The sequence below is a fragment of the Duganella rivi genome (assembly GCF_009857435.1).
Taxonomy (GTDB): Bacteria; Pseudomonadota; Gammaproteobacteria; order Burkholderiales; family Burkholderiaceae_D; genus Rugamonas; species Rugamonas rivi.
Genome location: NZ_WWCK01000001.1, coordinates 516306 through 541968, shown reverse-complemented (window position 1 = coordinate 541968; position 25663 = coordinate 516306). Strand labels below are relative to the sequence as shown.

Annotated in this window: 28 protein-coding genes; 19 read left to right on the top strand and 9 right to left on the bottom strand. The window is 59.4% G+C overall.

Annotated elements, in window-relative coordinates; genetic code table 11:
• Positions 1-38: 38 nt before the first annotated feature.
• The 6 genes from GTP45_RS02510 (at position 39) to GTP45_RS02485 (ending at position 5081) form a co-directional block, all read left to right on the top strand.
• Positions 39-194, top strand: a complete 156-nt coding sequence (locus tag GTP45_RS02510; protein ID WP_161012287.1) for a hypothetical protein — start codon at positions 39-41, stop codon at positions 192-194.
• 117 nt (positions 195-311) lie between these two features.
• Positions 312-2633, top strand: a complete 2322-nt coding sequence (locus tag GTP45_RS02505) for a TonB-dependent receptor (RefSeq protein ID WP_161012286.1) — start codon at positions 312-314, stop codon at positions 2631-2633.
• Between the two features lie 41 nt (positions 2634-2674).
• Positions 2675-3022: an arsenate reductase (glutaredoxin) gene (arsC, locus tag GTP45_RS02500; protein ID WP_161012285.1), complete on the top strand. Its 348-nt coding sequence runs from the start codon at positions 2675-2677 to the stop codon at positions 3020-3022.
• A 110-nt stretch (positions 3023-3132) separates the two neighbouring features.
• Positions 3133-3801, top strand: a complete 669-nt coding sequence (locus tag GTP45_RS02495) for a GTPase (protein WP_161012284.1) — start codon at positions 3133-3135, stop codon at positions 3799-3801.
• Positions 3791-4261 carry a hypothetical protein gene (locus tag GTP45_RS02490; protein WP_161012283.1) on the top strand — a complete coding sequence of 157 codons (471 nt, stop codon included), beginning with the start codon at positions 3791-3793 and terminating at the stop codon, positions 4259-4261. Before GTP45_RS02495 ends, GTP45_RS02490 begins: the two co-directional genes overlap by 11 nt.
• A 25-nt stretch (positions 4262-4286) precedes the next feature.
• Positions 4287-5081, top strand: a complete 795-nt coding sequence (locus GTP45_RS02485; RefSeq protein WP_161012282.1) for a hypothetical protein — start codon at positions 4287-4289, stop codon at positions 5079-5081.
• A 56-nt stretch (positions 5082-5137) separates the two neighbouring features.
• Here the strand turns inward: GTP45_RS02485 and ispB are convergent, their stop codons facing one another.
• Complete coding sequence (gene ispB / locus GTP45_RS02480; RefSeq protein ID WP_161012281.1) at positions 5138-6115, bottom strand: octaprenyl diphosphate synthase; 978 nt, start codon at positions 6113-6115, stop codon at positions 5138-5140.
• Between the two features lie 213 nt (positions 6116-6328).
• Between ispB and rplU the strand changes: the two genes are divergently transcribed.
• The 4 genes from rplU (at position 6329) to proB (ending at position 9431) form a co-directional block, all read left to right on the top strand.
• Entirely contained in the window at positions 6329-6640 is a 312-nt protein-coding gene (gene rplU, locus GTP45_RS02475) for a 50S ribosomal protein L21 (RefSeq protein WP_161005360.1), read from the top strand.
• Between the two features lie 40 nt (positions 6641-6680).
• Positions 6681-6938: a 50S ribosomal protein L27 gene (gene rpmA / locus GTP45_RS02470; protein WP_072784890.1), complete on the top strand. Its 258-nt coding sequence runs from the start codon at positions 6681-6683 to the stop codon at positions 6936-6938.
• Between the two features lie 102 nt (positions 6939-7040).
• Positions 7041-8150 (top strand): GTPase ObgE, encoded by a 1110-nt coding sequence (obgE, locus tag GTP45_RS02465; protein ID WP_161012280.1) that lies wholly within the window; start codon positions 7041-7043, stop codon positions 8148-8150.
• A 162-nt stretch (positions 8151-8312) separates the two neighbouring features.
• Positions 8313-9431, top strand: coding sequence for a glutamate 5-kinase (proB, locus tag GTP45_RS02460; RefSeq protein ID WP_161012279.1), 1119 nt, complete (start codon positions 8313-8315; stop codon positions 9429-9431).
• Positions 9432-9518: 87 nt separating this feature from the next.
• On the opposite strand, the gene nth is transcribed toward proB, so the two are convergent.
• From nth to fdxA, 5 genes are all read right to left on the bottom strand, one after another.
• Positions 9519-10166 (bottom strand): endonuclease III, encoded by a 648-nt coding sequence (gene nth / locus GTP45_RS02455; protein WP_161012278.1) that lies wholly within the window; start codon positions 10164-10166, stop codon positions 9519-9521.
• Complete coding sequence (gene rsxB, locus GTP45_RS02450; protein ID WP_161012698.1) at positions 10163-10849, bottom strand: electron transport complex subunit RsxB; 687 nt, start codon at positions 10847-10849, stop codon at positions 10163-10165. The genes nth and rsxB overlap by 4 nt, the downstream gene beginning before the upstream one ends.
• 58 nt (positions 10850-10907) lie before the next feature.
• On the bottom strand, positions 10908-12143 hold the full coding sequence (locus GTP45_RS02445; RefSeq protein ID WP_161012277.1) for a polyhydroxyalkanoate depolymerase: 1236 nt from the start codon (positions 12141-12143) through the stop codon (positions 10908-10910).
• Positions 12144-12364: 221 nt separating this feature from the next.
• Complete coding sequence (locus tag GTP45_RS02440; RefSeq protein WP_161012276.1) at positions 12365-13432, bottom strand: NAD(P)/FAD-dependent oxidoreductase; 1068 nt, start codon at positions 13430-13432, stop codon at positions 12365-12367.
• 33 nt (positions 13433-13465) lie between these two features.
• Entirely contained in the window at positions 13466-13789 is a 324-nt protein-coding gene (gene fdxA, locus GTP45_RS02435) for a ferredoxin FdxA (RefSeq protein WP_161012275.1), read from the bottom strand.
• Positions 13790-14009: 220 nt separating this feature from the next.
• Here fdxA and GTP45_RS02430 point away from each other — a divergent pair, with 220 nt between their 5' ends.
• Both GTP45_RS02430 and GTP45_RS28485 read left to right on the top strand, forming a co-directional pair.
• A complete protein-coding gene (locus GTP45_RS02430; protein WP_161012274.1) occupies positions 14010-14288 on the top strand; it encodes a polyhydroxyalkanoic acid system family protein in 279 nt (92 codons plus the stop codon).
• Between the two features lie 116 nt (positions 14289-14404).
• Positions 14405-15208: a PEPxxWA-CTERM sorting domain-containing protein gene (locus GTP45_RS28485; RefSeq protein WP_229258307.1), complete on the top strand. Its 804-nt coding sequence runs from the start codon at positions 14405-14407 to the stop codon at positions 15206-15208.
• 204 nt (positions 15209-15412) lie between these two features.
• Here GTP45_RS28485 and GTP45_RS02420 read toward each other — a convergent pair whose 3' ends face one another.
• A complete protein-coding gene (locus GTP45_RS02420; RefSeq protein ID WP_161012273.1) occupies positions 15413-15664 on the bottom strand; it encodes an acyl-CoA-binding protein in 252 nt (83 codons plus the stop codon).
• Positions 15665-15823: 159 nt separating this feature from the next.
• Positions 15824-16111: an HU family DNA-binding protein gene (locus tag GTP45_RS02415; protein ID WP_072784867.1), complete on the bottom strand. Its 288-nt coding sequence runs from the start codon at positions 16109-16111 to the stop codon at positions 15824-15826.
• 204 nt (positions 16112-16315) lie between these two features.
• Here GTP45_RS02415 and GTP45_RS02410 point away from each other — a divergent pair, with 204 nt between their 5' ends.
• Positions 16316-17068, top strand: coding sequence for a hypothetical protein (locus GTP45_RS02410; protein ID WP_161012272.1), 753 nt, complete (start codon positions 16316-16318; stop codon positions 17066-17068).
• Between the two features lie 6 nt (positions 17069-17074).
• On the opposite strand, the gene GTP45_RS02405 is transcribed toward GTP45_RS02410, so the two are convergent.
• A complete protein-coding gene (locus tag GTP45_RS02405) occupies positions 17075-17431 on the bottom strand; it encodes an FKBP-type peptidyl-prolyl cis-trans isomerase (protein WP_161012271.1) in 357 nt (118 codons plus the stop codon).
• A gap of 92 nt (positions 17432-17523) precedes the next feature.
• Here GTP45_RS02405 and GTP45_RS02400 point away from each other — a divergent pair, with 92 nt between their 5' ends.
• From GTP45_RS02400 to GTP45_RS02375, 6 genes are all read left to right on the top strand, one after another.
• Positions 17524-18486 carry a YVTN family beta-propeller repeat protein gene (locus tag GTP45_RS02400; RefSeq protein WP_161012270.1) on the top strand — a complete coding sequence of 321 codons (963 nt, stop codon included), beginning with the start codon at positions 17524-17526 and terminating at the stop codon, positions 18484-18486.
• Positions 18486-19496 (top strand): polysaccharide deacetylase family protein, encoded by a 1011-nt coding sequence (locus tag GTP45_RS02395; RefSeq protein ID WP_229258306.1) that lies wholly within the window; start codon positions 18486-18488, stop codon positions 19494-19496. The genes GTP45_RS02400 and GTP45_RS02395 overlap by 1 nt, the downstream gene beginning before the upstream one ends.
• On the top strand, positions 19493-20473 hold the full coding sequence (locus GTP45_RS02390) for a sterol desaturase family protein (protein ID WP_161012269.1): 981 nt from the start codon (positions 19493-19495) through the stop codon (positions 20471-20473). Before GTP45_RS02395 ends, GTP45_RS02390 begins: the two co-directional genes overlap by 4 nt.
• On the top strand, positions 20473-21285 hold the full coding sequence (locus tag GTP45_RS02385) for an EI24 domain-containing protein (protein ID WP_161012268.1): 813 nt from the start codon (positions 20473-20475) through the stop codon (positions 21283-21285). The genes GTP45_RS02390 and GTP45_RS02385 overlap by 1 nt, the downstream gene beginning before the upstream one ends.
• A 2-nt stretch (positions 21286-21287) precedes the next feature.
• Positions 21288-22073, top strand: coding sequence for a competence/damage-inducible protein A (locus GTP45_RS02380; RefSeq protein WP_161012267.1), 786 nt, complete (start codon positions 21288-21290; stop codon positions 22071-22073).
• A 354-nt stretch (positions 22074-22427) separates the two neighbouring features.
• Positions 22428-25556, top strand: coding sequence for a transglycosylase domain-containing protein (locus tag GTP45_RS02375; protein WP_161012266.1), 3129 nt, complete (start codon positions 22428-22430; stop codon positions 25554-25556).
• Positions 25557-25663 lie beyond the last annotated feature (107 nt).

The window sequence follows — 25663 nt, the reverse complement described above, 5'->3', positions numbered from 1 at the left end:
TGCGCTAAACTGCTATAAAATTTATAGCGGAGTCTGCAATGGAAAACAAATCGGATGCCGTGGTGCCGGATGATCCTGTCGCCCAGGCCTACTATCGCTACTTGTTGGCGGTTCAAGCCTACCGGGAGCGGCATAAGCTGCCGCTTTACCATCCGCAGCCGGTTGGCGGTGAGCGCAAGCGCGTCACCAAGTAGCTGTGGACGGATACCAACGCCTTGGCAAACTTCTTGCTTTGTTAAAACATTAATATGGTTAATATAAGCAACTAACCCAAAATGCATCATTTTGGGGCGCCAAGGAGAAGACCGCACATGGATATTCGACGCAAACTCATCGCCACCGCCGTCCTTGCAGCATTCAGCGCCCCATCGTGGGCACAGCAGCAGTCGGATGAAATCGAAGTCGTGAAGGTCACTGCGCAAAAGCGCAAGGAAGATCCGGCCAAGGTGGCGATGAGTATCAGCGCCGTGACAGGCTCCCAGCTGCAGGCGGAGCATGTGCGCGACATCACCGATTTAACGCGGGTGGTGCCGAATATCTCCTTCACGGCGGCCAGCGGTAATGGCGGCGCCGGGCCGGGCACCTCCAACATCGAGATCCGCGGTATCAGCTCGACGGCAGGTGCGGCCACGGTCGGCATCTATCTTGGCGATACGCCGGTCACGGTCGGCAACGTCTACACCATGGGCAATATCGAGCCGCGCTTCTTCGATATCGACCGGGTGGAAGTGCTGCGCGGCCCGCAAGCAACCTTGTACGGCGCTAGCTCGATGGGCGGCACCATCAAGTTCGTGCCGAACGAGCCGGATTTGAAGGAGCGCGAATTCACCACGTACACGGAAGGCTCCAGCACCAAGGGCGGCAGCGCAAACTATGCGGCCAACGTGGTGGCCAATTTCCCGCTGATTCCTGAAGAACTGGCGCTGCGCATCGGCGTGCAGGCGCAGCACACGGGCGGCTACATCAACCAGGTGGATGGCGACGGCAAGGTCATCGCCAACAACATCAACAAGATCAACGATCAGGAATTCCGCGCTTCGCTGAAGTGGCGGCCAACGCGCTCGGTGACGGTGACGCCGTCGGTCTACTACCAGCGCATCGACGCCAAGGATATCGCGGCCTTCAATCTGGAGCTGCCGCTGTATCAAGCGCAGAAGCAAGTGCGCGAGCCGTCGATCGATAAGCTGCTGGCGCCTAGCGTGACCGTCAACTGGGATCTCGGCCCGTTTGATTTGACCTCGGCCACCAGCTACTTCCAGCGCAAGTTCGACCGCACGCAAAATGGCTCGGCCTACAACAGCTATTCGCTGTCGACCTTCCTCACGTCGACCGAAGATGGCGGCAAAGCGCCGCCGGAACTGATCGAAGCGATTGCCGGCTTGCCGTCGGCGGTCTACTTGAATAATCAGGTGCGCCAGGTGTCGCAGGAGTTCCGCCTTGCTTCGCATCCGTATGATGAGAAGGTGTCGCCGTGGACTTGGCTGGCCGGTACTTACTTCTCGCGCCAGCACACCAACGTGATCGAGAATGATCCTATATTCGGCGTGACCGATTTGTTCAAGCAGTTCGGCTTCGATATCGCCGATCCTGATTTGCTGCCGGATGCGCGTCCCGGCCAATTCCCGAACGATAACTCGTTTGCCGGCGCTTTCCATTATCGCGAGAAGCAGGCATCGATTTTCGGTGAGTTGAACTACTACTTCTCGCCGACCGTGCACGCCACCGTCGGCGCGCGCTACCTGAAAGCGAATACCACGCTGGAGCAGCGCAACGGCAACTACCTCGCCGGCGCGGGCAACAACAGCAGCGCCGAGACTTCGTCCAGCGCTTTCACGCCGAAGTATGCGCTGACGTGGGAAGTGAACCCGGCCAACACCGTGTACACCAGCGTGGCCAAAGGCTTCCGCCTCGGCGGCGCCAACATCTACGTGCCGCCGACGACTTGCGGCCCCGATCTGGAAGCGAACGGCATCGAGAAAGGCCCGCCGTCGTATTCGCCGGACAGCTTGTGGAGTTACGAAGTGGGCAGCAAATCGCGCTTCCTCAACAACCGCGTGACCTTGAATGCGGACGTGTTCTACGTGAAGTGGAAGAACATCCAGCAGGGCGTCTACCTGCCGACTTGCGCGTACACCTACAACGCCAATGCGGGCGACGCTACTACCAAAGGCTTTGAGTTCGACATCAAGGCCAAGCCGCTGCCGGGCCTCACGCTGAGCGCATCGGGCGGCTATGTGAAGGCCGAGCTGTCCAACGATGTCGGCATCGAAAACGGCGTGGTCGGCGCGGTGGCCGGTGCGCGGATTCAGGGCGTACCGAAATATAACGCGGCGGTCAACGCGACCTACAACTTCTCGGCATGGGAGCGTCCGGCGTTTGTGATGGCGGGCATGCAGTGGGTAGGCTCCAGCAAAGGCTCGCTCGATCCTGAGCAGACCGACCATGATCGTCCGTCCTATCACACCACCGACTTCAGTGGCGGCATGACCTTTGGCAGCTACGCCTTCACGGTGTTTGTGAAGAACGCGTTCGATACCGACACCATCATCCAGCACCCGCAAGTGGCGTCCATCGTGCAGGGCTATCGCCTTGCGCCGCGCAGTATTGGTGTGAGCCTCGCGACCAAGTTTTAAGCCATAATGCTGCCTTTGGAATTCAGTACAAGGGCAGCACCATGAGCATCACGATTTATCACAACACCGCTTGCGGCACTTCGCGCAAAACGCTGGAAGCTATCCGCGCCACCGGCGTGGAGCCGGAGATCATCGACTATGTCAAGAACCCGCCATCGCGCGCGGCGTTGAAAGACATGATCGCCAAAGCCGGCCTGACGGTGCGTCAGGCCATGCGCAACAAGGGCGATCTGTATGTGGAATTGAATTTGGCCGATACGTCGCTGTCGGACGAGGCGCTGCTGGATGCCATGATGGCGCATCCCATCCTGATCGAGCGTCCGCTGGTCGTGACGGCCAAAGGCGTGCGCCTTTGCCGTCCCTCGGAGCTTGTGCAGGAAATCCTTTAGCACCTTATTTAGTGAGAATGTGTGAATATTTTCTAAAGGGCAATATGTTACTTTAGCGGGTGGTCGCAGGGCCGATACATACCCGCTTTTATCTTCCGACGAGATTGCACATGTTGCCATTTATTATTTTAGGAATCGCAGGAGGAACTGCGTACACCATCTACAAAAAACTCAAATCGCCGCCACCAGTAGTAAAGGACCTCGCTCCTACATCGGTAGGGAAGTTTGCGATATGGGGCCTGCCAAATTCTGGCAAGACTACATTTATCAACCAATTGCTTAACAGGGAGCCGTCGGGGCAAAAGGAGGCAACGACTGCGAAGACCGTTTATTCTTCCATTCCAAAAGTGGAAATAGATGGCCGCTCGTATCGGATCGAATCGATTACCGATATGCCTGGCACGCGCGACCGCCTCTCTGACTGGCTTGAAATGGTGCAGTCCCACCAGCACATTTTTTACCTAGTCAACCTTGCCCGCAAAAACGAACGCGAATATATGGCGGGGGTGAGGCATGACCTGAGTAAAACCGTTGAGGCGTTGGCGAACTCCAGTACCTCTAGCAAGCGCCTTAACATCATCGCGTCGCACGTGGATGAGTCGTTCTTAAAAGATATCAGCACTGCTGAGGTGAATAATCATCTGCAAGATGATGAGGAGTTCCGGCGTGTGTTTGAGTCGATGGAGGGCGTTAAAGGCTACGTGTACACGGCGAACCTGATTGACAGGAGCAGCTTCCAGCGTTTGTTGGAGAGCATCCTGAAAGACTATGCAGCTTGATCTGTCCCGCAGTATCTATTTGTACGGTCAGGCGCTGGATAACAGCGGCGACGTGGAGTATTGGTGCACGCAGGATGGTGGGCATCGCCACGACAAACTAGAATCTACAGATGGGCGTTTGCGCGGGATCCGCCATGTCATTGACGAGGTGCTATCAACGGGGCGGCTCCTTCCTATTTCTACGACGGAATTCGAGTGTCGCGCAACATTGGATGGTTCCTGCGTGGTGGTGGTGCGCCCTGTTACGAAAGACGCGGATGGACGGGTTTCTCCTGTGCTGATGCTGTTTAGCCTTTACAGTGGCGGGCGCCATTCTGCAATAGCTTCGTTGCGAGCGATTCCGGCGTTCATGGGGCGCGAGCTCAGTATCGAGACAGGCAAACAGTTCCCGCACTTGGGGCGGTTATTGAACTGGCCTCGGCCTTTGATTTTTTTTGCGCTGCTCTTTCAAAAAAGATGAAGCGTCACGTTTAACGGAGTACAAATTGATCGAGCCATACGTCAGCAAAGTCATTATCGTCGATCAGCGTTTTCTTGAGGATGTAGGGCAGGCATCCAGAACCGATCTTGCCGAGTTCACCAATCCCGGCATGGATACCAAGGTGATATCGCTGCCACTGAGTTCTAACGATGACATGCTGGCACTAACGCGCATTATTGACGCCTCGGCAATTCGCCCTGGCAGCATTGTCGTCAAGCCGGGCTATACCGACCACTTCGTGCCCGTCGATACGTTTGCGAAGGAGCTGGTCCACCGAAAATACGGTCTTTTCGTGCAGCTTTGTATTGCGCTGGGCGCTAAAAAAGTCGCCGTCACCAATATTGAAGAAGTCGATATCGAGGCCGATGATAAGTCGAGTACTAGCGCGACATTAGGTGTTAACGCTCCGGTCGCCAGTGGCGACGCCGAATTCAAATCGGCAGCCTCCAATAGCTCGAACGACTCAAGCAAGTCGATTACGCGCGTGGCCACGGAAGCAGGCGGCGGTGCTGCGGATTTAGGCTTGGCAGCAAAACTGCTAGATCAATATGGCCTACATGGCGATTCCTTGTTCACCGGTATCTACAATCTACGCGCGGTTGGCAACAATAACGTAACCAAGCATGAACTGTCGCTGGATTTTTCAAATGATGTTAGGCGGATAGTCGATTCGTCGATTCAAGCCAAAATCAAAGTAATGAGTAAGCTGTACGGCGGGCAGGCTGATTTTGAACGTGTGCGCAAATCCATCGAGCACATTAAGCATGCAACTCGTCTCTCAATTCTGGTTGAGTTCTGAGTGAATCGTTGTTTCGAAGTGGGCAATGAACAACGGCGCCAGTGGCGCCGTTGATTTTAGTGATTGCGGTGCACTGAGAAGTGCGCCAACTGGAGCAGCGACTCTTTGTAGACGCTGTCCGGCAAATCGGCAATCGCTTCGGCGGCGCGCTTGGCGGCGATCACCGCTTGCTCGCGCGTGTAGTCGAGCGCACCGCTGCTGGTGATGGCAGCCAGGATGGTGTCGAAGTGCTGCTCGTCGCCGTTTTCGATGCACGAACGTACCAGCTCGCGCTGTTCCGGCGTGCCGTTTTCCATCAGGTAGATCAGCGGCAGGGTAGGTTTGCCTTCGCGCAGGTCGTCGCCGACGTTTTTGCCGATTTCGCTGGCGTCGCCGGCGTAATCGAGCACATCGTCGATCAGCTGGAACGCGGTGCCCAGCGAGCGGCCGTATTCGCCGGCGGCGGCAATCTGTGCGTCGTTGGCGCCGGCCACCAGTGCGCCCAGTTCAGCCGCTGCTTCAAACAGCTTGGCGGTTTTGGAACGGATCACTTGCAGGTAGCGCTCTTGCGTCACGTCCGGGTCGTGCATGTTCAGCAGCTGCAGCACTTCGCCTTCGGCGATCACGTTGGTGGCGTCCGACAGGATTTGCATCACGCGCATATTGTTCAGGCCAACCATCATCTGGAACGCGCGCGAATACAGGAAGTCACCCACCAGCACCGACGCCGCGTTACCGAACAGCGCATTGGCGGTGGCGCGGCCGCGGCGCAGCGACGATTCGTCGACCACGTCATCGTGCAGCAGGGTCGCGGTGTGGATGAATTCCACCACGGCCGCCAGCTCGTGGTGGGCCGTGCCTTTATAGGAGTAAGCGTTCGCTACCAGCAATACCAGCACCGGGCGGATGCGTTTGCCGCCCGCACTGATGATGTATTCGGCAATCTGATTGACGAGAGGCACCTCGGAATGCAGGCGTTGGCGGATCACCGAATTGACCGCGTCCATGTCGGCGGCAATGGTTTGGATGATGGTGTTTTGGTTGGCGGCAGACAAGACAAACCTGTGCAGTTAGACTATTGGTGCCGGGATTATACGACAAGGCCCCGTTCTAAGGGGCGATGCCCCCTTTTGCTGGCAAAATTGTTTGACATACCACGCCCTCCGCCGTTTGTGAATAGTTTTTGACGCAAATTCGTATCCTGTGTATAATCTGCGGTTCCCCTCTTTTACGGGGAATTTTCTTAACATTTGAAGAGGTTTCAAATCATGTACGCGGTCATAAAAACCGGTGGCAAACAATACAAAGTTGCCGCAGGTGAAAAACTCAAAATAGAACAGATACCGGCAGACATTGGTTCCGAACTCACTATCGATCAGGTCCTCGCCATCGGCGAAGGCGAGAGCATCAAGTTCGGCGCTCCACTGGTTGAAGGTGCTAAGGTTCTGGTTACTGTTGTGGCACAAGGTCGTCACGATAAAGTGCGAATTTTCAAGATGCGTCGTCGTAAGCACTACCAGAAGCGTCAAGGCCATCGCCAAAATTACACCGAAATCCAAATCGTATCGATCAACGGCTAATCCCCGGTCGGCACAATCCTAGTATTCAAGGAGCTTTAGCATGGCACACAAAAAAGGCGGCGGCACTACGCGAAATGGTCGTGACTCAGAATCAAAACGCCTGGGCGTTAAGGTTTACGGCGGCCAAACGATCAATGCAGGCGGCATCATCATTCGTCAACGCGGCACTCCAGTGCGCGCCGGCGAAGGTGTAGGCACCGGCAAAGACCACACCCTGTTCGCTCTGGTGGACGGCGTGGTTAAGTTCGTTAAAAAAGGTGAAGGCTCGAAGCAGTTCGTCACCGTAGTAGCAGCGTAATTTACGCTCCGGCCCGCTGTGCGGGCCGCTTGTAAGGCGCAAGCCTTCAATCGAAAGGCTCTGCCCCCTAGGTAGAGCCTTTTAGTTTTATGGCGGTACATCATGAAGTTTATCGACGAAGCAAAAATTGAAGTGATCGGTGGTGACGGCGGCAATGGCTGCTCGTCGTTTTGCCGTGAAAAATTCCGCCCGTTTGGCGGCCCTGACGGCGGCGACGGCGGCAAGGGTGGCTCGATCTGGGCCGTAGCGGACCGTAACATCAATACCTTGGTCGATTTCCGCTTCTCCAAGGTGCACCGCGCCGGCAACGGCGAAGCCGGCCGTGGCGCCGACTGCTATGGCCGTGGCGCCGATGACGTGCACCTGCGCATGCCGCTGGGCACCCTGATCATCGACGACGTCACCGGCGAAATTCTGGCCGACTTGAGCGAGCACGGCCAACTGGAACTGCTGGCCAAGGGCGGCGAAGGCGGCTGGGGCAACATCCACTTCAAGACCTCGACCAACCGAGCGCCGCGCCAGAAAACGCCGGGCAAGGAAGGCGAACACCGCACCCTGCGCCTGGAGCTGAAAGTACTGGCCGACGTGGGCCTGCTGGGCATGCCGAACGCCGGCAAGTCGACCTTCATTACCGCCGTGTCGAACGCGCGTCCGAAGATTGCCGATTATCCGTTCACGACCCTGCACCCGAACCTGGGCGTGGTGCGCGTGTCGCACGAAAAGAGCTTCGTGATCGCCGACATTCCTGGCTTGATCGAAGGCGCTGCTGAAGGTGCAGGCCTGGGCCACCAATTCCTGCGCCACCTGTCGCGTACCGGCCTGCTGCTGCACATCGTTGATCTGGCGCCGTTTGAGGCGACTGTCGATCCGGTGAAGGAAGCCAAGGCGCTGGTCAATGAACTGAAGAAGTACGACGAAGAACTGGTCGACAAGCCACGCTGGCTGGTGCTGAATAAGCTCGACATGGTGCCGGAAGAGGAACGCGCCAAGAAGGTCAAGGACTTCATCAAGAAGTTCGGCTTCAAGGGCCCGGTGTTCGAGATCTCCGCGCTGAGCCACGAAGGCACGCAGGAACTGGTCAACGCGATCCAGAAGCACCTGGAAGAAACCCGCCGCGTCGAACAGCGCGCGGAAGAAACCCAGATGGCGGAAGATGCGCGCGGCATTTCGTCGATCGACCCAGACGATCCGCGTTTCAAAATCCTCGACTAAAACACTGCATCACCGGCATAATCAGTTATCAGCTGATTATGCCTTTCCCATTCGGCGCCGCTCCCGCATCACGGGCGCGGCGACTGTCCGCGGCAAAGCAGGGCAAACCGCCTGCCAAAATACAGCACATTTTTTTACGCTTGTTTTGAGATTGTCGCCTCCATGAATTCTGTCATACAAAAAGCTACCCGCATCATCATCAAGGTTGGATCGTCGCTGGTCACCAATGATGGACGCGGACTCGATCACGCTGCGATCGCGCGCTGGGCCGCGCAGATTGCGGGCTTGCGCGCATTGGGCAAAGAGGTGGTGCTGGTGTCGTCCGGCGCGATTGCCGAGGGCATGCTGCGCCTTGGTTTTGAGGCGCGTCCCACCGATATCCACGAACTGCAAGCCTGCGCCGCCGTCGGCCAGATGGGCCTCGCGCAGATTTACGAAACCAGCTTCCGCGCGCATCAATTGGGCACGGCGCAAGTGCTGCTCACGCACGCCGACCTGGCCGATCGCGAGCGCTATCTGAATGCGCGTTCGACGCTGACGACCTTGCTGCGCCTGGGCGTGGTGCCGATCATTAATGAGAACGACACGGTGGTCACCGATGAAATCAAATTCGGCGACAACGATACGCTGGGCGCTTTGGTGGCCAATTTGATCGAAGCCGATGCGCTGATTATTCTCACCGACCAGCAAGGCTTGTTTAGTGCAGACCCGCGCAAGGATCCTTCGGCGGTGCTGATCCAGCATGGCCGCGCCGGCGATCCTGCGCTGGAGGCGATGGCTGGCGGTGCGGGTTCGAGCCTGGGGCGCGGCGGCATGCTGACCAAGATTCTGGCGGCCAAGCGCGCGGCCAAGTCGGGCGCGCATACGGTGATTGCGTATGGCCGCGAGAATGAGGTGCTGGCGCGCCTTGCCGGAGGTGAGTTGATCGGCACTGAGCTGGCGGCGCAGACCGGCCATCTGACGGCGCGCAAGCAGTGGATGGCGGATCATTTGCACACGGCAGGGCAGGTGGTGCTGGATGCGGGCGCGGTGCAGAAGCTGACGGGCGATGGCAAGTCGCTGCTGCCGATTGGCGTCACCGATGTAAGGGGTGAGTTTGGACGCGGTGCAGTCATCACCTGCGTCAATGCGGATGGCGTGCCGGTAGCGCGCGGCCTGTCGAACTACACCAGCGCCGAAACCCGCCGCATCATGCGCAAGCCGTCAAGCGAGATCGAATCTATCCTTGGTTTCGTCGAAGGCAAGGAACTGATTCATCGCGATAACCTGGTGCTGCTGTAAAACCCCGCAGGGCCACACAGGGGTCTGACCCCGTACGGGGTCAGACCCCGCGGCTGATCCGCGCTTTGGGGTGAAAGCATGCGCTCGTTAGGCGCTCTCAGGGGCTGGCGTTTTACCCCGAAAGTCGCACAGGTCGATTTGCATGCAGTTCCAGCATTCGGGTTTGCGGGCTTTGCAGGTGTAACGGCCGTGCAGGATCAGCCAGTGGTGGGCGTCCAGCAAAAATTCTTTGGGCACGAATTTCAGCAGCTTCTGTTCGACGATGTCGACGTTCTTCCCCGGCGCTAAACCTGTGCGGTTGGAGACGCGGAAGATGTGCGTGTCCACTGCCATGGTCGGATGTCCAAACGCCGTGTTCAGCACCACGTTGGCGGTCTTGCGGCCGACGCCTGGCAACGCCTCCAGCGCTTCCCTATCTTCCGGCACTTCGCCGCCGTGCAGTTCAATCAGCATCCGGCAGGTGGCGATCACGTTCTTGGCCTTGGTTTTATACAGGCCGATGGTCTGGATGTAGGTCTTTAACTCTTCCTCTCCCAGATCCAATATCGCCTGCGGCGTGTTCGCCACCGGGTACAGCTTGCGCGTGGCTTTGTTGACGCCAACGTCGGTCGCTTGCGCCGACAGCAGCACCGCGATCAGCAGTTCAAATGGCGTCGTGTATTCAAGCTCAGTAACTGGTTTTGGATTGGCGGCGCGGAAGCGCTCGAACATTTCTTGGCGTTTGGCTGGATTCATTGTGCGTCTTGTTCTTTTTTCAGACGTGCGCGCTCCATCGCCGCCGCGATGATGGCGCGCTTGCGTTCTTTCTCTGCTGCTGCCGCTTCGTCGGCCGGATCGAGCGCCTGCACGGCGGCCATTTTGGCTTCGGCCTTGGCGGCCAGGCGCGCGTCGTTTTCCTGTTTCTCGCGCTTGAGGCGCATGATGCGGAAGTCGTGGCGTTCGCGCGCGGCGTCGGCATCCGCCTGTGTCCACGCGTCCCAGCCGGTGGTCTCGGTGACCGGGTACATGACGATGCAATCGACCGGGCAGGGGGCCACGCACAAGTCGCAGCCGGTGCACAGCGACGGCACGACGGTGTGCATCAATTTGGCCGCGCCGACTATCGCGTCGACCGGGCAAGCCTGGATGCACAGCGTGCAACCGATGCACAGTGACTCATCGATGTAGGCGACGGCGCGCGGGCGCTCCAGGCCGTTCACGGGGTTCAGCGGGATAACCTTGTGACCAGTGACCGATGACAGCCTCTGGATGCCTTCTGCGCCGCCCGGCGGGCATTGGTTGATGTTGGCTGCGCCGGCCGCTATCGCCTCGGCATACGGACGGCAGCCGTCAAAGCCGCACTTGGTGCATTGCGTTTGCGGCAGGACGTCTTCGATGCGGTCGGCGAGGGACTTGGGATTGGACACGGCTTGGCGGATGGCGATAAAGCGCCATTATAGTAAAACGCCCCGTCAGACGGGGCGTATATCCTTGCTATCAACCGTGTTTCTTGATGAACTCGGTGATTTTCGGGCACACCATCTCGCGCCAGCGGCGGCCCGAGAAGATGCCGTAGTGGCCGGCGCCCGGCGCCACAAAGTCTTGCTGCATGTCGGCCGGGATGCCGCTGCACAGGTCGTGCGCGGCTTGCGTCTGGCCGGCGCCGGAGATGTCATCGAGCTCGCCTTCGACAGTGAACAGCGCCACGCTCTTGATGTCGGACGGCTTTACCAGCTTGCCGCCTACCAGCCATTCGCCTTTCGGCAGCGCGAAGTCCTGGAATACGGTCTTGATGGTGTCGAGGTAGTACTCGGCCGGCATGTCCAGCACGGCGTTGTATTCGTCGTAGAACTTGCGGTGCGATTCCGCGGTTTCCTCGTCGCCTTCCACCAGGTGATTGTAGAAGTCGCGGTGGCTCTGCGCGTGGCGGCCCGGGTTCATGGCGATGAAGCCGGCGTGCTGCAGGAAGCCCGGATAGACTTTGCGGCCAAAGCCCGGATAGTTCGGCGGCACCGAGTAGATCACGGTGTTTTCAAACCACGAGAACTTCTTTTCGGTGGCCAGGTTGTTGACGGCGGTCGGCGAGCGGCGCGGGTCGATCGGGCCGCCCATCATGGTCATGGTTTTCGGCAGCTTGGGATCGTTGTCCGAGGCCATCAGCGAAATCGCGGCCAGCACCGGCACGGTCGGCTGGCACACGGAAATCACGTGCACGTCCGGGCCGAGCAGGCGGATGAAGTCCTGCACGTAGAAGATGTAGTCGTCCAGATGGAACGGGCCTTCCGACATCGGCACCATGCGCGCATCTGTCCAGTCGGTGATGTACACGTCGTGCTCGACGATCAGGCCGCGCACGGTGTCGCGCAGCAGGGTCGAATGGTGGCCGGACAACGGCGCCACCAGCAGCACGGTCGGCTGTTTCAGTGCCTTGAACTTTTTATCGTCCAGGTCTTTTTTAAAGTGGATCAGGCGGCAGAAGGGTTTGTTCACTGCCACGTGCTCGATGATGCCTACCGTCTCGCCTTTGATTTCGGTGCTGTCGATTTCAAACGCCGGTTTTTCATAGTCTTTGCCCAAGCGGTACATCAGCTCGTAGCCTGCAGCGATACGTTGGGAAAACGGTGTATGTGCAAACGGCGATATCGGATTGGTGAACAGCTTGGAGGAGGCGTCCGCCCACTGCATCAAGGGCGTCAGCAGCGAACGCTGCATTTCATGGAGTTGGTAGAGCATAGGGCAGTCCCGATTGTTGAGCTTGGTGCGATGCACCAATAACTGACATCATAAGCCAAATTTTCAGCGCTGTGTTTGTGACGTTAAAGCATTTCCTTGTTCCGAAGTGCAAGGCTACGTGGAATCCACAAGCAACCTTGCAAGAAAGGTTAATACTGTTTGGAGAATAAAAAAAGCAGCCAAAAGGCTGCTTTCGTGTAGGACAGATGCCTGCTGTGTACTTAATCGAACACAGGCGTTTCGACGCCCAGCACCTTGTGCAGTTTTGGCGAGGTGGTGGTGTACTGCATGTGGATCTTCTTGTCCGGGAAGATGTACGGCGCAGCGCCAAACGCGGCCAGCGCGGCTTCGTGGAAGCCCGACAGGATCAGCTTCTTCTTGCCCGGGTAGGTGTTAATGTCGCCCACGGCGAAGATGCCTGGCACGTTGGTTTCGAACTTCTCGGTGTTTTGCACTTTCAGCTGGCGGCGCTCGATGTCCAGGCCCCATTCAGCGATCGGGCCCAGCTTTGGCGACAGGCCGTAGAACACCAGCAGCATGTCCAGCGGCACGCGGCGGGTCACGCCGTCGGCAGCGGTCACCTTCAGGTGTTCCAGTTTGCCGTCGGCCGAGGTTTCGAAGCCGGTGGCGGTGCCGATCAGCAGCTGCATTTCGTAGTCGTCGCACAGCGCCTTCATCTTGGCGACCGAGGCCGGCGCCGCGCGGAAGTCTTCACGGCGGTGCAGCAGCACGACCGATTCGGCCTTGCCGACGAAGTTCAGCGCCCAGTCCAGCGCGGAGTCGCCGCCGCCGCAGATGACCAGGTTCTTGCCTTCGAACTGGGCAGGATCTTTGACCTTGTAGTGCAGCTGGCTGCCTTCGAACACGTCAATGCCGTCCACCTTCAGGGTACGCGCCTGGAACGAGCCGACGCCGGCGGCGATGAAGATGGTCTTGGTCAGGAACTTGGTGCCCAGCGTGGTTTCGACGTCGAAGCGGCCGTCGTCGCGGCGCTCGACCTTGGTCACTTCCTGGCCCAGGTGGAAGGTCGGCTCGAACGGTTCGATCTGCTTGAGCAGGTTGTCGGTCAGTTCCTGGCCGGTGCACGATGGCACGGCAGGGATGTCGTAAATCGGTTTGTCAGGGTACAGTTCCACGCACTGTCCACCCACGGCGTTCAGCGAATCGATAACGTGGGCTTTGATTTCCAGCAGGCCCAGTTCGAAGACCTGGAACAGGCCGACCGGGCCGGCGCCGATGATGACGGCATCAGCTTCGATGACGCCGGTAGGTGTGACGGTACTATTCATACGTGGTTCTTCCTGTGATTTTGTTGGGGCGGCTTAGCGCACCAGCAGTTGCAGTTTCTCTTTGACGTCCTTGAACTGGTCGGCTTCCGGCAGCGGAGCGACGGTCTTGGTAATCGAAGGCCATTTGCGCGCCAGATCAACGTTGAGCTTGATGAATTGCTGTTGATCGCCTGGGACATCTTCTTCAGCGTAGATCGCGTTGACCGGGCATTCAGCCACGCAGACGGCGCAGTCGATGCACTCGTCAGGATCAATGGCGAGGAAGTTTGGGCCTTGGCGGAAACAATCTACCGGGCAAACATCGACGCAGTCCGTGTAACGGCAAGCGATGCAAGATTCGGTGACAACGTGGGTCATAACAGTCCTATCAATGTTGGTGTGCAGCGGCGTCGGTGGCGGGGCAGTGCCTGGCTAACCTCGGCAAAGCACTGTATTTTAAGGTAATTCGCTATTTCTCACAAATCGCGCTTATATACAATACATATAAGCAAATTCATTCCATCCCCGCACAGACTGGCGCGGCAAGGGCGCAACTGGCATCATGTCGCCTTTGTTTATTCAGAGCAGGGGGATCCGCATGGCGGACATCAACATCGTCCAGGAACACCAGCTGGCGCCGGAGCAGGCGCGCGCAGCGGCCCAGCAAGTGGCCGACAAGCTGGCCGAACAATTCGAATTAGCCTGCCGCTGGGACGGCGACGTGCTGCGCTTCGAGCGTAGCGGCGTGAATGGCGCGCTGACCTTGCGCCCGAACCAGGCGCAGTTGCAGATTGCGCTGGGCTTCCCGATCAGCATGATGGCGTCCATGGTCGAGGCCAAGGTGAGCGAGAAAATGCGTAAGGTATTTGTTTCTTAAAAACAATTATTGTTGTTATTAGAAAAATTCATTTGCGTAAAAGAATGGCACGTGTGATAATCGTTTCCATTGATGACATTTGACTAATCACACTTTCACTATCTGAAGGAATTCACATGCGCTTGATGCCAGCTATTGCCGCCGCCACCGTCGCCGCTGCCTTTGCCGTCCCAGCTTCGGCTGCAGTTATCGACCTGTCGACCCTGAACGCAGTAGGCAGCGCGGTGTACACCAATGGCGCCCTGCAACTGACCCAGAACACCAATGTATCGAATCCGCACGGTGTGGCAGGTGCAGGCTGGCTGACCCAGGGCATTTCGACTTCGCAGTCGTTCAGCACCACCTTCTCGTTCTCGCTGAAGGGCGACGTCGCTACGCCTGGTCACAGCGTCGGCAAAATGGCGGATGGCATTTCGCTGGCCTTCCAGAACATCGGCAACAACATCACTGGCACCGGTGGCGGCGACGTCGGCTACTGGAATCTGGGCGGCAAGGGCGCAACCGCCGTTGGCTCGGTAATCCTGTCGTGGGACAAGAACGACTACGGCCTGAGCATCGACGGCAAAGTGCAGAACCTGAAAGACGCGCCGTTCAGCCTGGGCGCATCGAACAACGTGACCGGCACCCAGACCGTGAACTACAACGCCACCACGCACGAACTGAGCATGACCGGCACCTTCCTGGATGTGTCGACCGGCACCAGCTATGCGGTCAGCGATAGCAAGATCGTCGACCTGAGCGCCAAGTTCGGCAATACCATGTACGTCGGCTTCACCGGCGGCACTGGCGGTACCGACGCTGACCAGCGTATTACCGCTTTCAGCCTGACCTCGGCTGTACCTGAGCCAGAAACCTACGCGATGCTGCTGGCAGGCCTGGGTCTGGTTGGCTTCGCAGCCCGCCGCCGCAAGGCAGGCTAAGGGGCTGACGGGGTAGCAGGACAATGACGCGTTGGCGTCAACTTACAGTCCTAAACAGTACCCCTGACGAAAGGGTCTGACCCCGTACGGGGTCAGACCCTGGCCGTAGCGGTGTGCGGGTTGGGTTGGTGCCATCCGCATCAAGGCAACAGCAACGGCAGCGTCAACCCCATCATGCAAAAAGGCCCGCAAGGGCCTTTTTTTTTATTTCAGATCTTCGATCAGATCGATGTACAGCTGTTTCGCTTCGTCCTGGGTTTTGCCTTTCAGCTCGGCCCATGCGTCGTACTTGGCGCGGCCGACGAAGTCGGTCATGCCTGGACGCTCGCCGCTGACGTCACCGGTCGACGCCTGCTTGAACAGGGCGTAGATCTTCAGCAAGGTCATGTTGTCTGGACGTTCCGGCAGGTTCTTCGAGTCCGCCTGGGCTTGATCAAATTGTTCTTGCAAACTCATACCGCGCTCCTTGATTGATGTGATGGATGACCGCGCCATCATAAACCGTAGCCGCTAGAGTGCGGGCTCCAAAACAGAACGGCGGCCATATTGGGTGTAAGCCCACATGGTCCGCCGTTTCAGGTGCCCTTGCGGGCACTGCTCAAAACTCCGAAAGAATTACTTCTTCTTGGTCGGGTTGACAGCCGATTTCAGCGTGGCGCCAGCCGAGAATTTCGGGGTTTTCGACGCTGCGATCTTGATCGCTTCGCCGGTTGCAGGATTGCGGCCTTTACGTGCAGCACGTTTAGCGACGGAGAAGGTGCCGAAGCCGGTGATGCCAACCGAGTCGCCTTTTTTCAGGCGCTCAGTGATGATGGCGATCAGAGTGTTCACTGCGCCGTTGGCGGCAGCAGCGGACAACTCGGTGCGTTTCGCAAATTCTGCAATCAGTTCGCCTTTTTTCATTACTACCTCCTTGGTTATTAGAGCGCGCAGATTAGCATAAATATTGTCAAATGTAATGGTTTCTCGATGAAGCGCGCCTTGTATTTGCTGTCTCGCTGCGCTGCAGCGCAAATAAGGCCTTGTATTTAAAGGGCTTACGCGATTTTCGCAAACCCGCACTTTGCGTAAAAAAGGTTTATGATGGAATGCGTAAAGGACGGGACCATGAGCTTTTCAGACGACACACTGATGGCATATGCCGATGGCGATTTAGACGAGGCGACCCGCCTTGAGGTCGAAGCCGCCATGCGTCTGGACAGCAGCCTGGCGCGCCGGGTGGCGCGTTTGCGCGCCGCGCGCGATGAAGATTTCAGCCTGCGTACCGGCCACGGCGCCAACGTGGTACAGCTGGCGGCGGTGCGCGCGCAGCGCCTGGCGACTCAGCAGGCCGCGCGCAAGGCAGCGCGGCGGCATTGGGGCTGGCTGGAGTGGAGCGCGCTGGCGCTGGTGATGGTGCTGGGGCTGGCGGCCGGTAAGTTCGGCCTGGCGCGCTGGCAGCCCAACTGGCTCGGCGAGCCGGCCTCCGTTCCCACCGAGATGGTGAGCCGCAACGGCTTGCTGGTAGCGCAGGGCCGGCTGGCGGCGGTACTGAGCCAGCAGCTGGGCGGCGCTGCGCAGTCCGATGGCGATGTGCGGGTCGGCCTGAGCTTTTTATCCAACGAGGGCACGTACTGCCGCAGCTTCACGCTGGTGGGCGGGACGCAGGATTTGGTGGGCATCGCTTGCCGCGCCAGCGAGGAGTGGCGGATACCGGTGGTGGTGCAGAATGCGCGGCCTTTGCCTGCAATGGGCAATTACCGGATGGCGGGAACCGAGATGCCGACGGCGCTGCTGGAAGCAATCGACCAGCGCATCGTCGGCGGCATGCTCGACACGCGAGCAGAGATGGAAGCGCTACGCAGGAACTGGCAGCGCTAAGCCGGATTAAACGCCCAGCAGTTCTACGTCAAAGATCAGGGTAGCGTTCGGTGGAATCACGCCGCCGGCGCCGCGCGAGCCGTAGCCCAGATCCGACGGGATGATCAGCTGGCGGGTGCCGCCGATCTTCATGCCTTGCACGCCTTCGTCCCAGCCGCGGATCACCATGCCGGCGCCCAGGGCGAATTCAAACGGATCGTTGCGGTCTTTGCTCGAATCGAATTTCGGGCCTTTGCTGCCGTCGTCGTTTTGCAGCCAGCCGGTGTAGTGCACGGTGACGTTCTGGCCAGCCTTGGCTTCAGCGCCTTCGCCCACGGTCAGTTCGATGTATTGCAGGCCCGATGGGGTGGTAATAGTGGACATGATCTTCCTTTCATTAGAAACAGGGCAGAATTGTAGCAGGGGCAAAGGTTTGCACGTAAAATGAGGTTTTGCCTCTATAGCGATTCTCTTACATGCTCCGTAGTTTCCGCCGTATCGTCCTTTCCTGCGCATTACTGACAATCGGCAGCGCGCAAGCCAATGTCGTGGTTGTCCTGAATTCGCGTGACGCCACCGTGCAATTGCTGGATCAAGCGAGCTACAAGGACTTGTCCACCATCCCGGTTGGCAAGGAGCCGCATCACTTGATGGCGACGCCGGATAATAAATCGCTGATCGTCGCCAGCTCGGTCGGCAATGAGCTGATTTTCCTCGACCCGAAATCTGGGCAGGTGCAGCGCAAGATCAAGGATATCCTCGACCCGTACCAGATCGGCTTTTCGCCCGACCAGAAGTGGTTTGTGTCGAACTCGCTACGCCTCGACCGCGTGGATTTGTACAAATACGACGGCGCCAATATGACGCTGGCCAAGCGCATCCCGCTGCCCAAGCTGCCGAGCCACATGGCCTTTAACGCCGCCAGCAATATGGTGTTCATCACCCAGCAAGGCAGCGACGAGGTCAGCGCGATTGACCTGAATACGCAAACCTTGAAGTGGACTCTGCCAGTCGGCAAGCTGCCGGCCGGTATCGCCATGACGCCGGACGATAAGTATCTGCTGGTCGGCATCATGGGCAGCGATTACGTTGAAGTGATCGACTGGAAAGCGCAGAAGACCGTCAAGCGCATCAAGACCGGGCAGGGCGCGCACAACTTCCGCTCGGCCGGCGATGGCCGCTACACGTATGTGTCGAACCGTGTTTCCAATTCGATCAACATCATTGATCAGAAGACATTGGAAAACGTCGGCCAAATCAATGTGCCGGGCGGCCCGGACTGCATGGAAGTGACGGATGACGGCAAGACCATGTGGGTGACGCTGCGCTGGATTAAAAAGGTCGCGGTGATTGATCTGAAAACCCGCAAGGTGATCAAGACGATACCGGTGGGCCGTTCGCCGCACGGCGTGTTCTTCTTTAACTCCGCTCAACGCTGATGAAAACTGCCGCCGCCCTGACCCTGTTGGTGCTGGCGGTGACGCCGGCTGTGCACGCCGTTGAACCGGTGCAGGCCAAGGCCGTCAACGATGGCGCGCGTGACGTCAACGCGGCGGCCCGCGCCGCCAATGCGCAGGCGCGCGACCGCAACGGCCCGGCGCGGCGCGCGGCGGAAGCCCGTGCAGCCGGCCTGGCGGCAGCGCCTGGCGCTGCGGCCGCGGTGGCCCCGGCCTCGGCGGCAAGTGCGGCGGCTGTGCCGGCGAGCGCTGTATCGGCATCCGCCGCCGCGCCCAAGCGCGTGCTGTGCAAGGGCACCATCTACCTGACTTTCGACACTGGCAGCCAATCGCAAGCCGAGCTGATTGCCGACACGCTCAGCCGCCACAAGATCAAAGCCACCTTCTTCCTCGCCAACGAGAAAACCGTGCGCGGCGATTACTCGCTTGATCCTTCATGGTCTGCCTACTGGAAAGCGCGCGTGGCGGAAGGCCATGCCATCGGCTCGCACACCTTCGACCACGCGGTCTATGCCAAGGACGGCGCGGACGGCAAGATCGTGGTCAAGCCCGGCTTTGGCGACAGCGCCGGCAAGCAAATCAGCCTGACTTCCAAGCAGTACTGCGAACAAATCCAGCGCGTCGACCAGCGCTTTGTCGAACTGACCGGCAAGCACCTCGATCCGATCTGGCGCGCGCCGGCCGGACGCACCTCGCCGCGCCTGCTGGAAATGGGCCAGGCTTGCGGCTATGCGCACGTGGGCTGGTCGCCAGCCGGCTTCTCCGGCGACGAGCTATCGAGCTCGGCCTATCCGAACGACGTGCTGCTGAAAAAATCCCTGCGCGATTTGCGCGGCGGCGATATCGTGCTGATTCACATGGGCATCTGGTCGCGCAAGGATGCGTGGGCGCCGGCCAACCTGGAGCCGCTGATCAGCGGCCTGGAACAAAAAGATATGTGCTTCGCCACGCTGCGCGAGCATCCTGACTACCTGTCCAAATTTAAAAAATGATGCAAACCTTCTCCGACTGGCTGGGGCTGGCCCAAGGCTGGTTGTTTGAAACTGTAATCCAGCCGCTGATATTCCAGCTTGGCTTTGGCGAATTTGTCGAAGATGCGTTCGAGGGCACCGAGTGGCTGCTGATCGGCGTGCTGGAACTGGCGCTGCTGTTCCTGGTGCTGCGGCCGCTGGAATCGATGATCCCGGCGCAGAAAATCACCGACCCGCGCGCGCGCTGGAACGACTTCATCTACACCGTGCTGCACCGTATCGGCATCTTTTCGGTGCTGATTTTCCTGACGCTCGATCCGCTGCTGGACAGCGTCACGGCGGCGCTGCGCTTTGACGGCTTCCGCCCGTTTAACCTGGAAACGCTGTGGCCGGGCATTAGCCCGCTCGGCGCATTCTTCGTGTACTTCGTGGTGCTGGATTTCTTCGATTACTGGTATCACCGCGCCTCGCACAAGTTCAACTGGTGGTGGGCGCTGCACGGCCTGCACCACAGCCAGCAAAACATGAACCTGTGGAGCGACAACCGCAACCACATCCTCGACGACCTGCTGCGCGATGTGTACATGGGCGTGATTGCGATCGGCATCGGCGTCGAGCCGTCGCAGTACGTGCTGCTGGTGTCGGTGTCGCGCATCCTGCAAAGCTTGCAGCATGCGAACGTCAAGATTCATTTCGGCTGGCTTGGCGAGCGCCTGCTGGTGTCGCCGCGCTACCACCGCATGCACCACGCTATCGGCGTCGGTCATGAAAACACGGACGGCAAGCTGGGCGGCTGCAATTTTGCCGTGCTGCTGCCGGTGTGGGACATCATCTTCCGCACCGCCAACTTCACGCCGGAATTCGTCGCTACCGGCATCCGCGACCAGCTGCCCGGCGTGGACGGCACGCCGGGCCGCGAATACGGACAAGGCTTCTGGTCGCAGCACTGGCTGGGCCTGAAACGCATGGTGGAATACGCACGCAAGGAGGTAGTTTGATGGGCGCTGTGATCCGCGCGTGGAGCCGCGCTTTCCTGTCTCAGTGGCACGGCAAGATGCTGTTGATGAGCATTGCGCCGTTCCTGCTGGCGCTGGGCGTCTGGGCGGTGCTGCTGTACTTGTACTTGCAACCGCTGGTCGATCAACTGCATGCGCTGTTCACCGAGCACAATCTGTTTGCCACCAGCACCAGCTGGCTGCGCAGCCTCGGCCTCGGCGCGCTGACCTCGGTGGTGCCGCCGCTGATCGCCATGCTGGCGCTGCTGCCGCTGATGATCCTGACCGCGCTGATTTTCATCGGCGTGGTGGCGATGCCAGTGATCGGCCGTCACGTCGGCCTGCGCCACTATCCGCAACTGGAGCAGCGCAAGGGCGGCTCCATCCTTGGCAGCATCGGCGTGGCGCTGGGCGGCATGCTGATTTTCATCGGCTTGTGGATCGTCACGCTGCCGCTGTACGCCTTCCCGCCGCTGGCGGTGGTGGTGCAAGCGCTGCTGTGGGGCTGGCTGACTTGCCGCGTGATGGTGTATGACACGCTGGCCGACTACGCCAGCACCGAGGAGCGCCACCAGATCCTGCGCGAACACCGCTGGCGCTTGCTGATGATTGGCGTGATTTCGGGCGCTGCCGGTGCGCTGCCGGGCGCGATCTGGCTGGGCGGCGTGATGGCGGTGGTAATGTTCCCCTTCCTCGCGGCCGTTTCGATCTGGCTGTACGTATTGATTTTTATCTTTACCGGCCTGTGGTTCGCGTACTATTGCATGGATGCGCTGGCGCAGTTGCGCGCGCAGGCAGTCCTAATCGAGGAGTAGACATGGCAATCGGACTCATCATTATTGGCGATGAAATCCTGTCGGGCCGGCGGGTCGACCAGCACTTTCCCAAGGTAGTGCAGATGCTGGCCACGCGCGGCCTGCAACTGACCTGGGCCGAGATTCTGCCCGATGACCCGGTGCGCATCACCGCCACCCTCAAGCGTACTTTCGCCAGCAGCGACATCGTGTTCTGCTGCGGCGGCATCGGCGCCACGCCGGACGATCACACGCGCCAGGCCGCCGCCGACGCGCTGGGCAAGCCGCTGGTGCTGCACGAGCAGGGCAAGATCAACATCCAGCAGCGCATCGTGCAAATGGCGCAGGAAGCAGGCCAGACCGCCGATCTGAATTCGGCCGAGAACCTGCACCGCCTCAAGATGGCCGAGTTTGCGGAAGGCGCGGCGCTGATTCCCAATCCCTACAACAACATCGCCGGCTTCGCGCTGCACAAGCACTACTTCGTGCCGGGCTTCCCGGTGATGGCGTGGCCGATGCTGGAGTGGGTGCTGGACAACCACTACGCCGACCTGTTCAACCGCGAGCCGCGCATGGAGCAATCGGTGCTGGTGTACGAGGCCGCCGAATCGGCGCTGACGCCGCTGATGCTGGCGATAGAAAAACAATATCCGCGCGTGAAAGTCTTTAGCCTGCCTAGCGTGGGCGATGCGAACACGCGCCGCCATATCGAGCTGGGCGTCAAGGGCGAGCCGGTGCAAACGGCCACTGCCTTCTTTCAATTGTGCGACGAGCTACGCAAGCTCAATGTAGAGTTCAGCAACATTTAGTGCGCGCTGTTATCAACAGGGTGAAACGGCGTTCCTCCTTCGGGGAGAACGCCGTTGTTTTTTTGCGAAAAACAAACCGCGCAAGCAATAAATTCTGCGTCCGTTCCGGTCAGCGGCGCTGCGTTGTGGTGCAATGGAAGCTAGCAAGTGTAGTTAGTAAGTTCTACTGAAACATCGACCGGTCTGAATCATATGTTAAGCAATCGTCGTTTCCGCCGGCCCCGTCTCGTTGTACGCGCAGTGCGCAAATTGCGTGCAGGCGCGGCAGCATTTGGTTATCGCCGCAAACGCCACCTGAAGGTGGTGCCGCCTCCTACCCCCGAACAAACTGAAGCCCATCTGGCGCAGGCGCAAATGGATCCGCCCTTGCCGCCGGAAGACGGCACGCCCAAGAAAAGCAAGCGCTCGCGTAATGCTTTCCTGCTGGTGCTATTGATCGGCATTTCGTTTGCTGCGTACTGGGGCTACCGCGAAACGCTGACCTCGTCGATGCAGGCGCGCGTGTTCAGCGATATGGCCAGCAAGATGACCTACAAGGTCGAGAAGGGGCCGAGCAAATCGATCCGCTTCCCGCACGACAGCCCGTACGACGAACGGCTTGGCTATGCCGGTTTGCCGGACTACTTGAGCAAGCTGAGCGCGCGCGATTACCAGGTGGCGGCGCAGGCGCGCATCTCGCCGAAGATGGCGGAACTGGCCGATATGGGCATCTTTGCCACCTATCGCGAAAAGACCAAGACCGGCCTGACGATCGTCGATTGCCGCGCGCAGGAATTGTTTGCTGCCAGCTACCCGGAACGCATCTACAACAAGTTCGAGCAAGCGCCGATGGCGCTGGTTAACAGCTTGCTGTTCATCGAGAACCGCGAGCTGCTCGATAACACCTATCCGAAGCGCAATCCGGCGGTGGAGTGGGATCGCCTGGGCAAGGCGGTGCTGGAGAAAAGCGTGAGCGCAGTGGCCGGCGGTCACCGCGCGGCCGGCGGCAGCACGCTGGCGACGCAGATCGAAAAGTATCGCCACTCGCCGGAAGGCCGTACCGGCTCGATGACCGACAAGCTGCAGCAGATGGTGTCAGCCAGCCTGCGCTCGTATCAAGACGGCCCGGACACCACCAAGGCGCGCCGCCGCATCGTGCTGGATTACCTCAACACGGTGCCGCTGTCGGCCAAGCCCGGTTACGGCGAAGTGAATGGCATCGGCGACGGCATGTGGGTGTGGTACGGCCGTTCGTTTGACGACGTCAACAAGCGCCTGAGCGGCAAGCTCGATAATCCTGATCCCGAAACTGCGCTGGTCTACAAGGAAGCGCTGAGCCTGATGATTGCACAGCGCCGTCCAAGCTACTACCTCGGCGACGGCGCGGCCGACCTGGAAGTGCTGGCCAACAGCCACTTGCGCATCCTCGCCAACGACGGCGCCATCACGCCGGCCATGCGCGACGTGGCCTTGCAGCAGAAGCTGCATCCGGCCACCGGCAATGGCTTGCAGTCGGCGCCGCCGCAAACCTTCGTCAGCCGCAAGGCGTCGAACGCGATCCGCAATCACTTGGCGAACCTGCTCGGTGACAACCGCATGTACAACCTCGACCGCCTTGATCTGAGCGTGGTCAGCACCTTGGATGCGCAAGCGCAGACGGCGGTCACGCAAGTGCTGCGCGATTTGCGCGATCCTGAAAAGGCCAAGGCTGCGGGCTTGACCGGCAAGGGCATGCTGGGCAACGGCGATCCGGCCAACGTGGTGTACAGCTTCACCTTGCTGGAGAAAGGCGAGCAGAATAACCTGCTGCGCCTGCAGACCGATAACTTCGACCAGCCGCTGGACATCAACGAAGGCGCCAAGCTCGATCTGGGCTCGACCGCCAAGCTGCGCACGCTGATTACCTATCTCGATATCGTCGATCAGCTGCACAAGCGTTTCAGCGGCATGGATGCGGCGGCGCTGGGCCAAGTGAAGGTTGATCCGCAAGACAAGCTGTCGCTGTGGGCGATTGAATACTTCAAGGCGCTGCCGGTGGATGCGGAGAAACGCGCGCTGACGCCGATGCTGAACGCGGCCATGGAGCGCAAGTATTCCGGCAATCCGGGCGAGGGCTTCTTCACCGGCGGCGGCCTGCACCACTTCGGCAACTTCTCGAAGGAAGACAACTTCAAGATTCTGACCGTGACCGAGGCGCTGCGCCATTCGACCAATCTCGTGTTCGTTCGCTTGATGCGCGACGTGGCCAAGTACTACATGTTCCAGTCGCCGGGCTCGTCGGCCTCGCTGCTGGCTGATGCGGATGATCCGCGCCGCGCCGGCTATCTGGCGCGCTTTGCGGACAAGGAAGGCAAGGAATTCCTCGCGCGCTTCTACGCCAAGTACAAGGGCAAGCCGGAGTCCGAGCTGGACAAGATCCTGCTGGCGAATATCCGCAGCACGCCGGTGCGCCTGGCGGTGATACATCGCACCGTGTATCCGCTGGCGACGGAAGAGCAGTTTGCTGCCTTCTTGAAGGACAACCTGCCGTCGCAGAACGAAGTGCCGGATGAGCGTGTCTCCAAGCTGTACGACCAGTATTCAATCGATAAATGGTCGCTGGCGGATCGCGGCTACTTGGCCAGCGTGCACCCGCTGGAGTTGTGGATGGCGGCATATCTGCGTTTGCATCCGGGCGCGACGCTGAGCCAGATGACGGCGGCCAGCGAGAAAGAGCGGCAAGAGGTTTATCAGTGGCTGTTCAAGACCCATCGCAAGCACGCGCAGGACAAGCGGATTGCCGGCTTGATCGAGATGGAAGGCTTCATGGAAATCCACAAGCAGTGGAAGAAAATGGGCTATCCGTTTGAATCGCTGGTGCCGTCGTATGCGACCACCTTGGGCGCGTCGGCTGACCGTCCGGCCTCGCTGGCGGAGATGATGGGGATTATCGTTAATGGCGGCGTGCGCAAGAGTGCGCAGCGGGTGACCTCGCTGCACTTTGCTAAAGGTACGCCGTATGAAACGTTGGTGACCAAGGCGCCGCCGACCACCAACGAGCAAGTGCTGTCGCCGGAAGTGGCGCGCGTGGTGGCCGATGCGATACGCGGGGTGGTGTCGGATGGTACGGCCAAGCGGGTGAAGGCGGCGTTCGTGTCGCATGATGGGTCGATTATTCCGGTGGGCGGCAAGACCGGTACGGGGGACCAGCGCTTTGATGTGTATGCGGGCGGTGGGCGCTTGATCGAGTCGCGCTATGTGAACCGGTCGGCGACGTTTGTGTTCAATATTGGTGAGCGTTTCTTTGGTTCGATGACGGCGTATGTGCATGGGCCGGAGTCGAAGAACTATGACTTCACCAGTGCGTTGCCGGTGCAGCTGCTGGTGGTGCTGGCGCCGAGTTTGATGCCGTTGATTGAACCCAACGCCGTGCCAAAACCCGGCACGGCGCTGCCTGTGATCGTCAAGACTGGGGGAGTTGCAACCGAAGCTGCAAAGCCACCACTGCAGGCCTGCGGCGGTTAGCTTTCACCCCGCACTTCGCATAGGAGGGTCTGACCCCGTACGGGGTCAGACCCTTTTTGGCTTAGGGTTGCGCCTGCACGCTTGCATAGTTGCTGAATTCTTGGCAA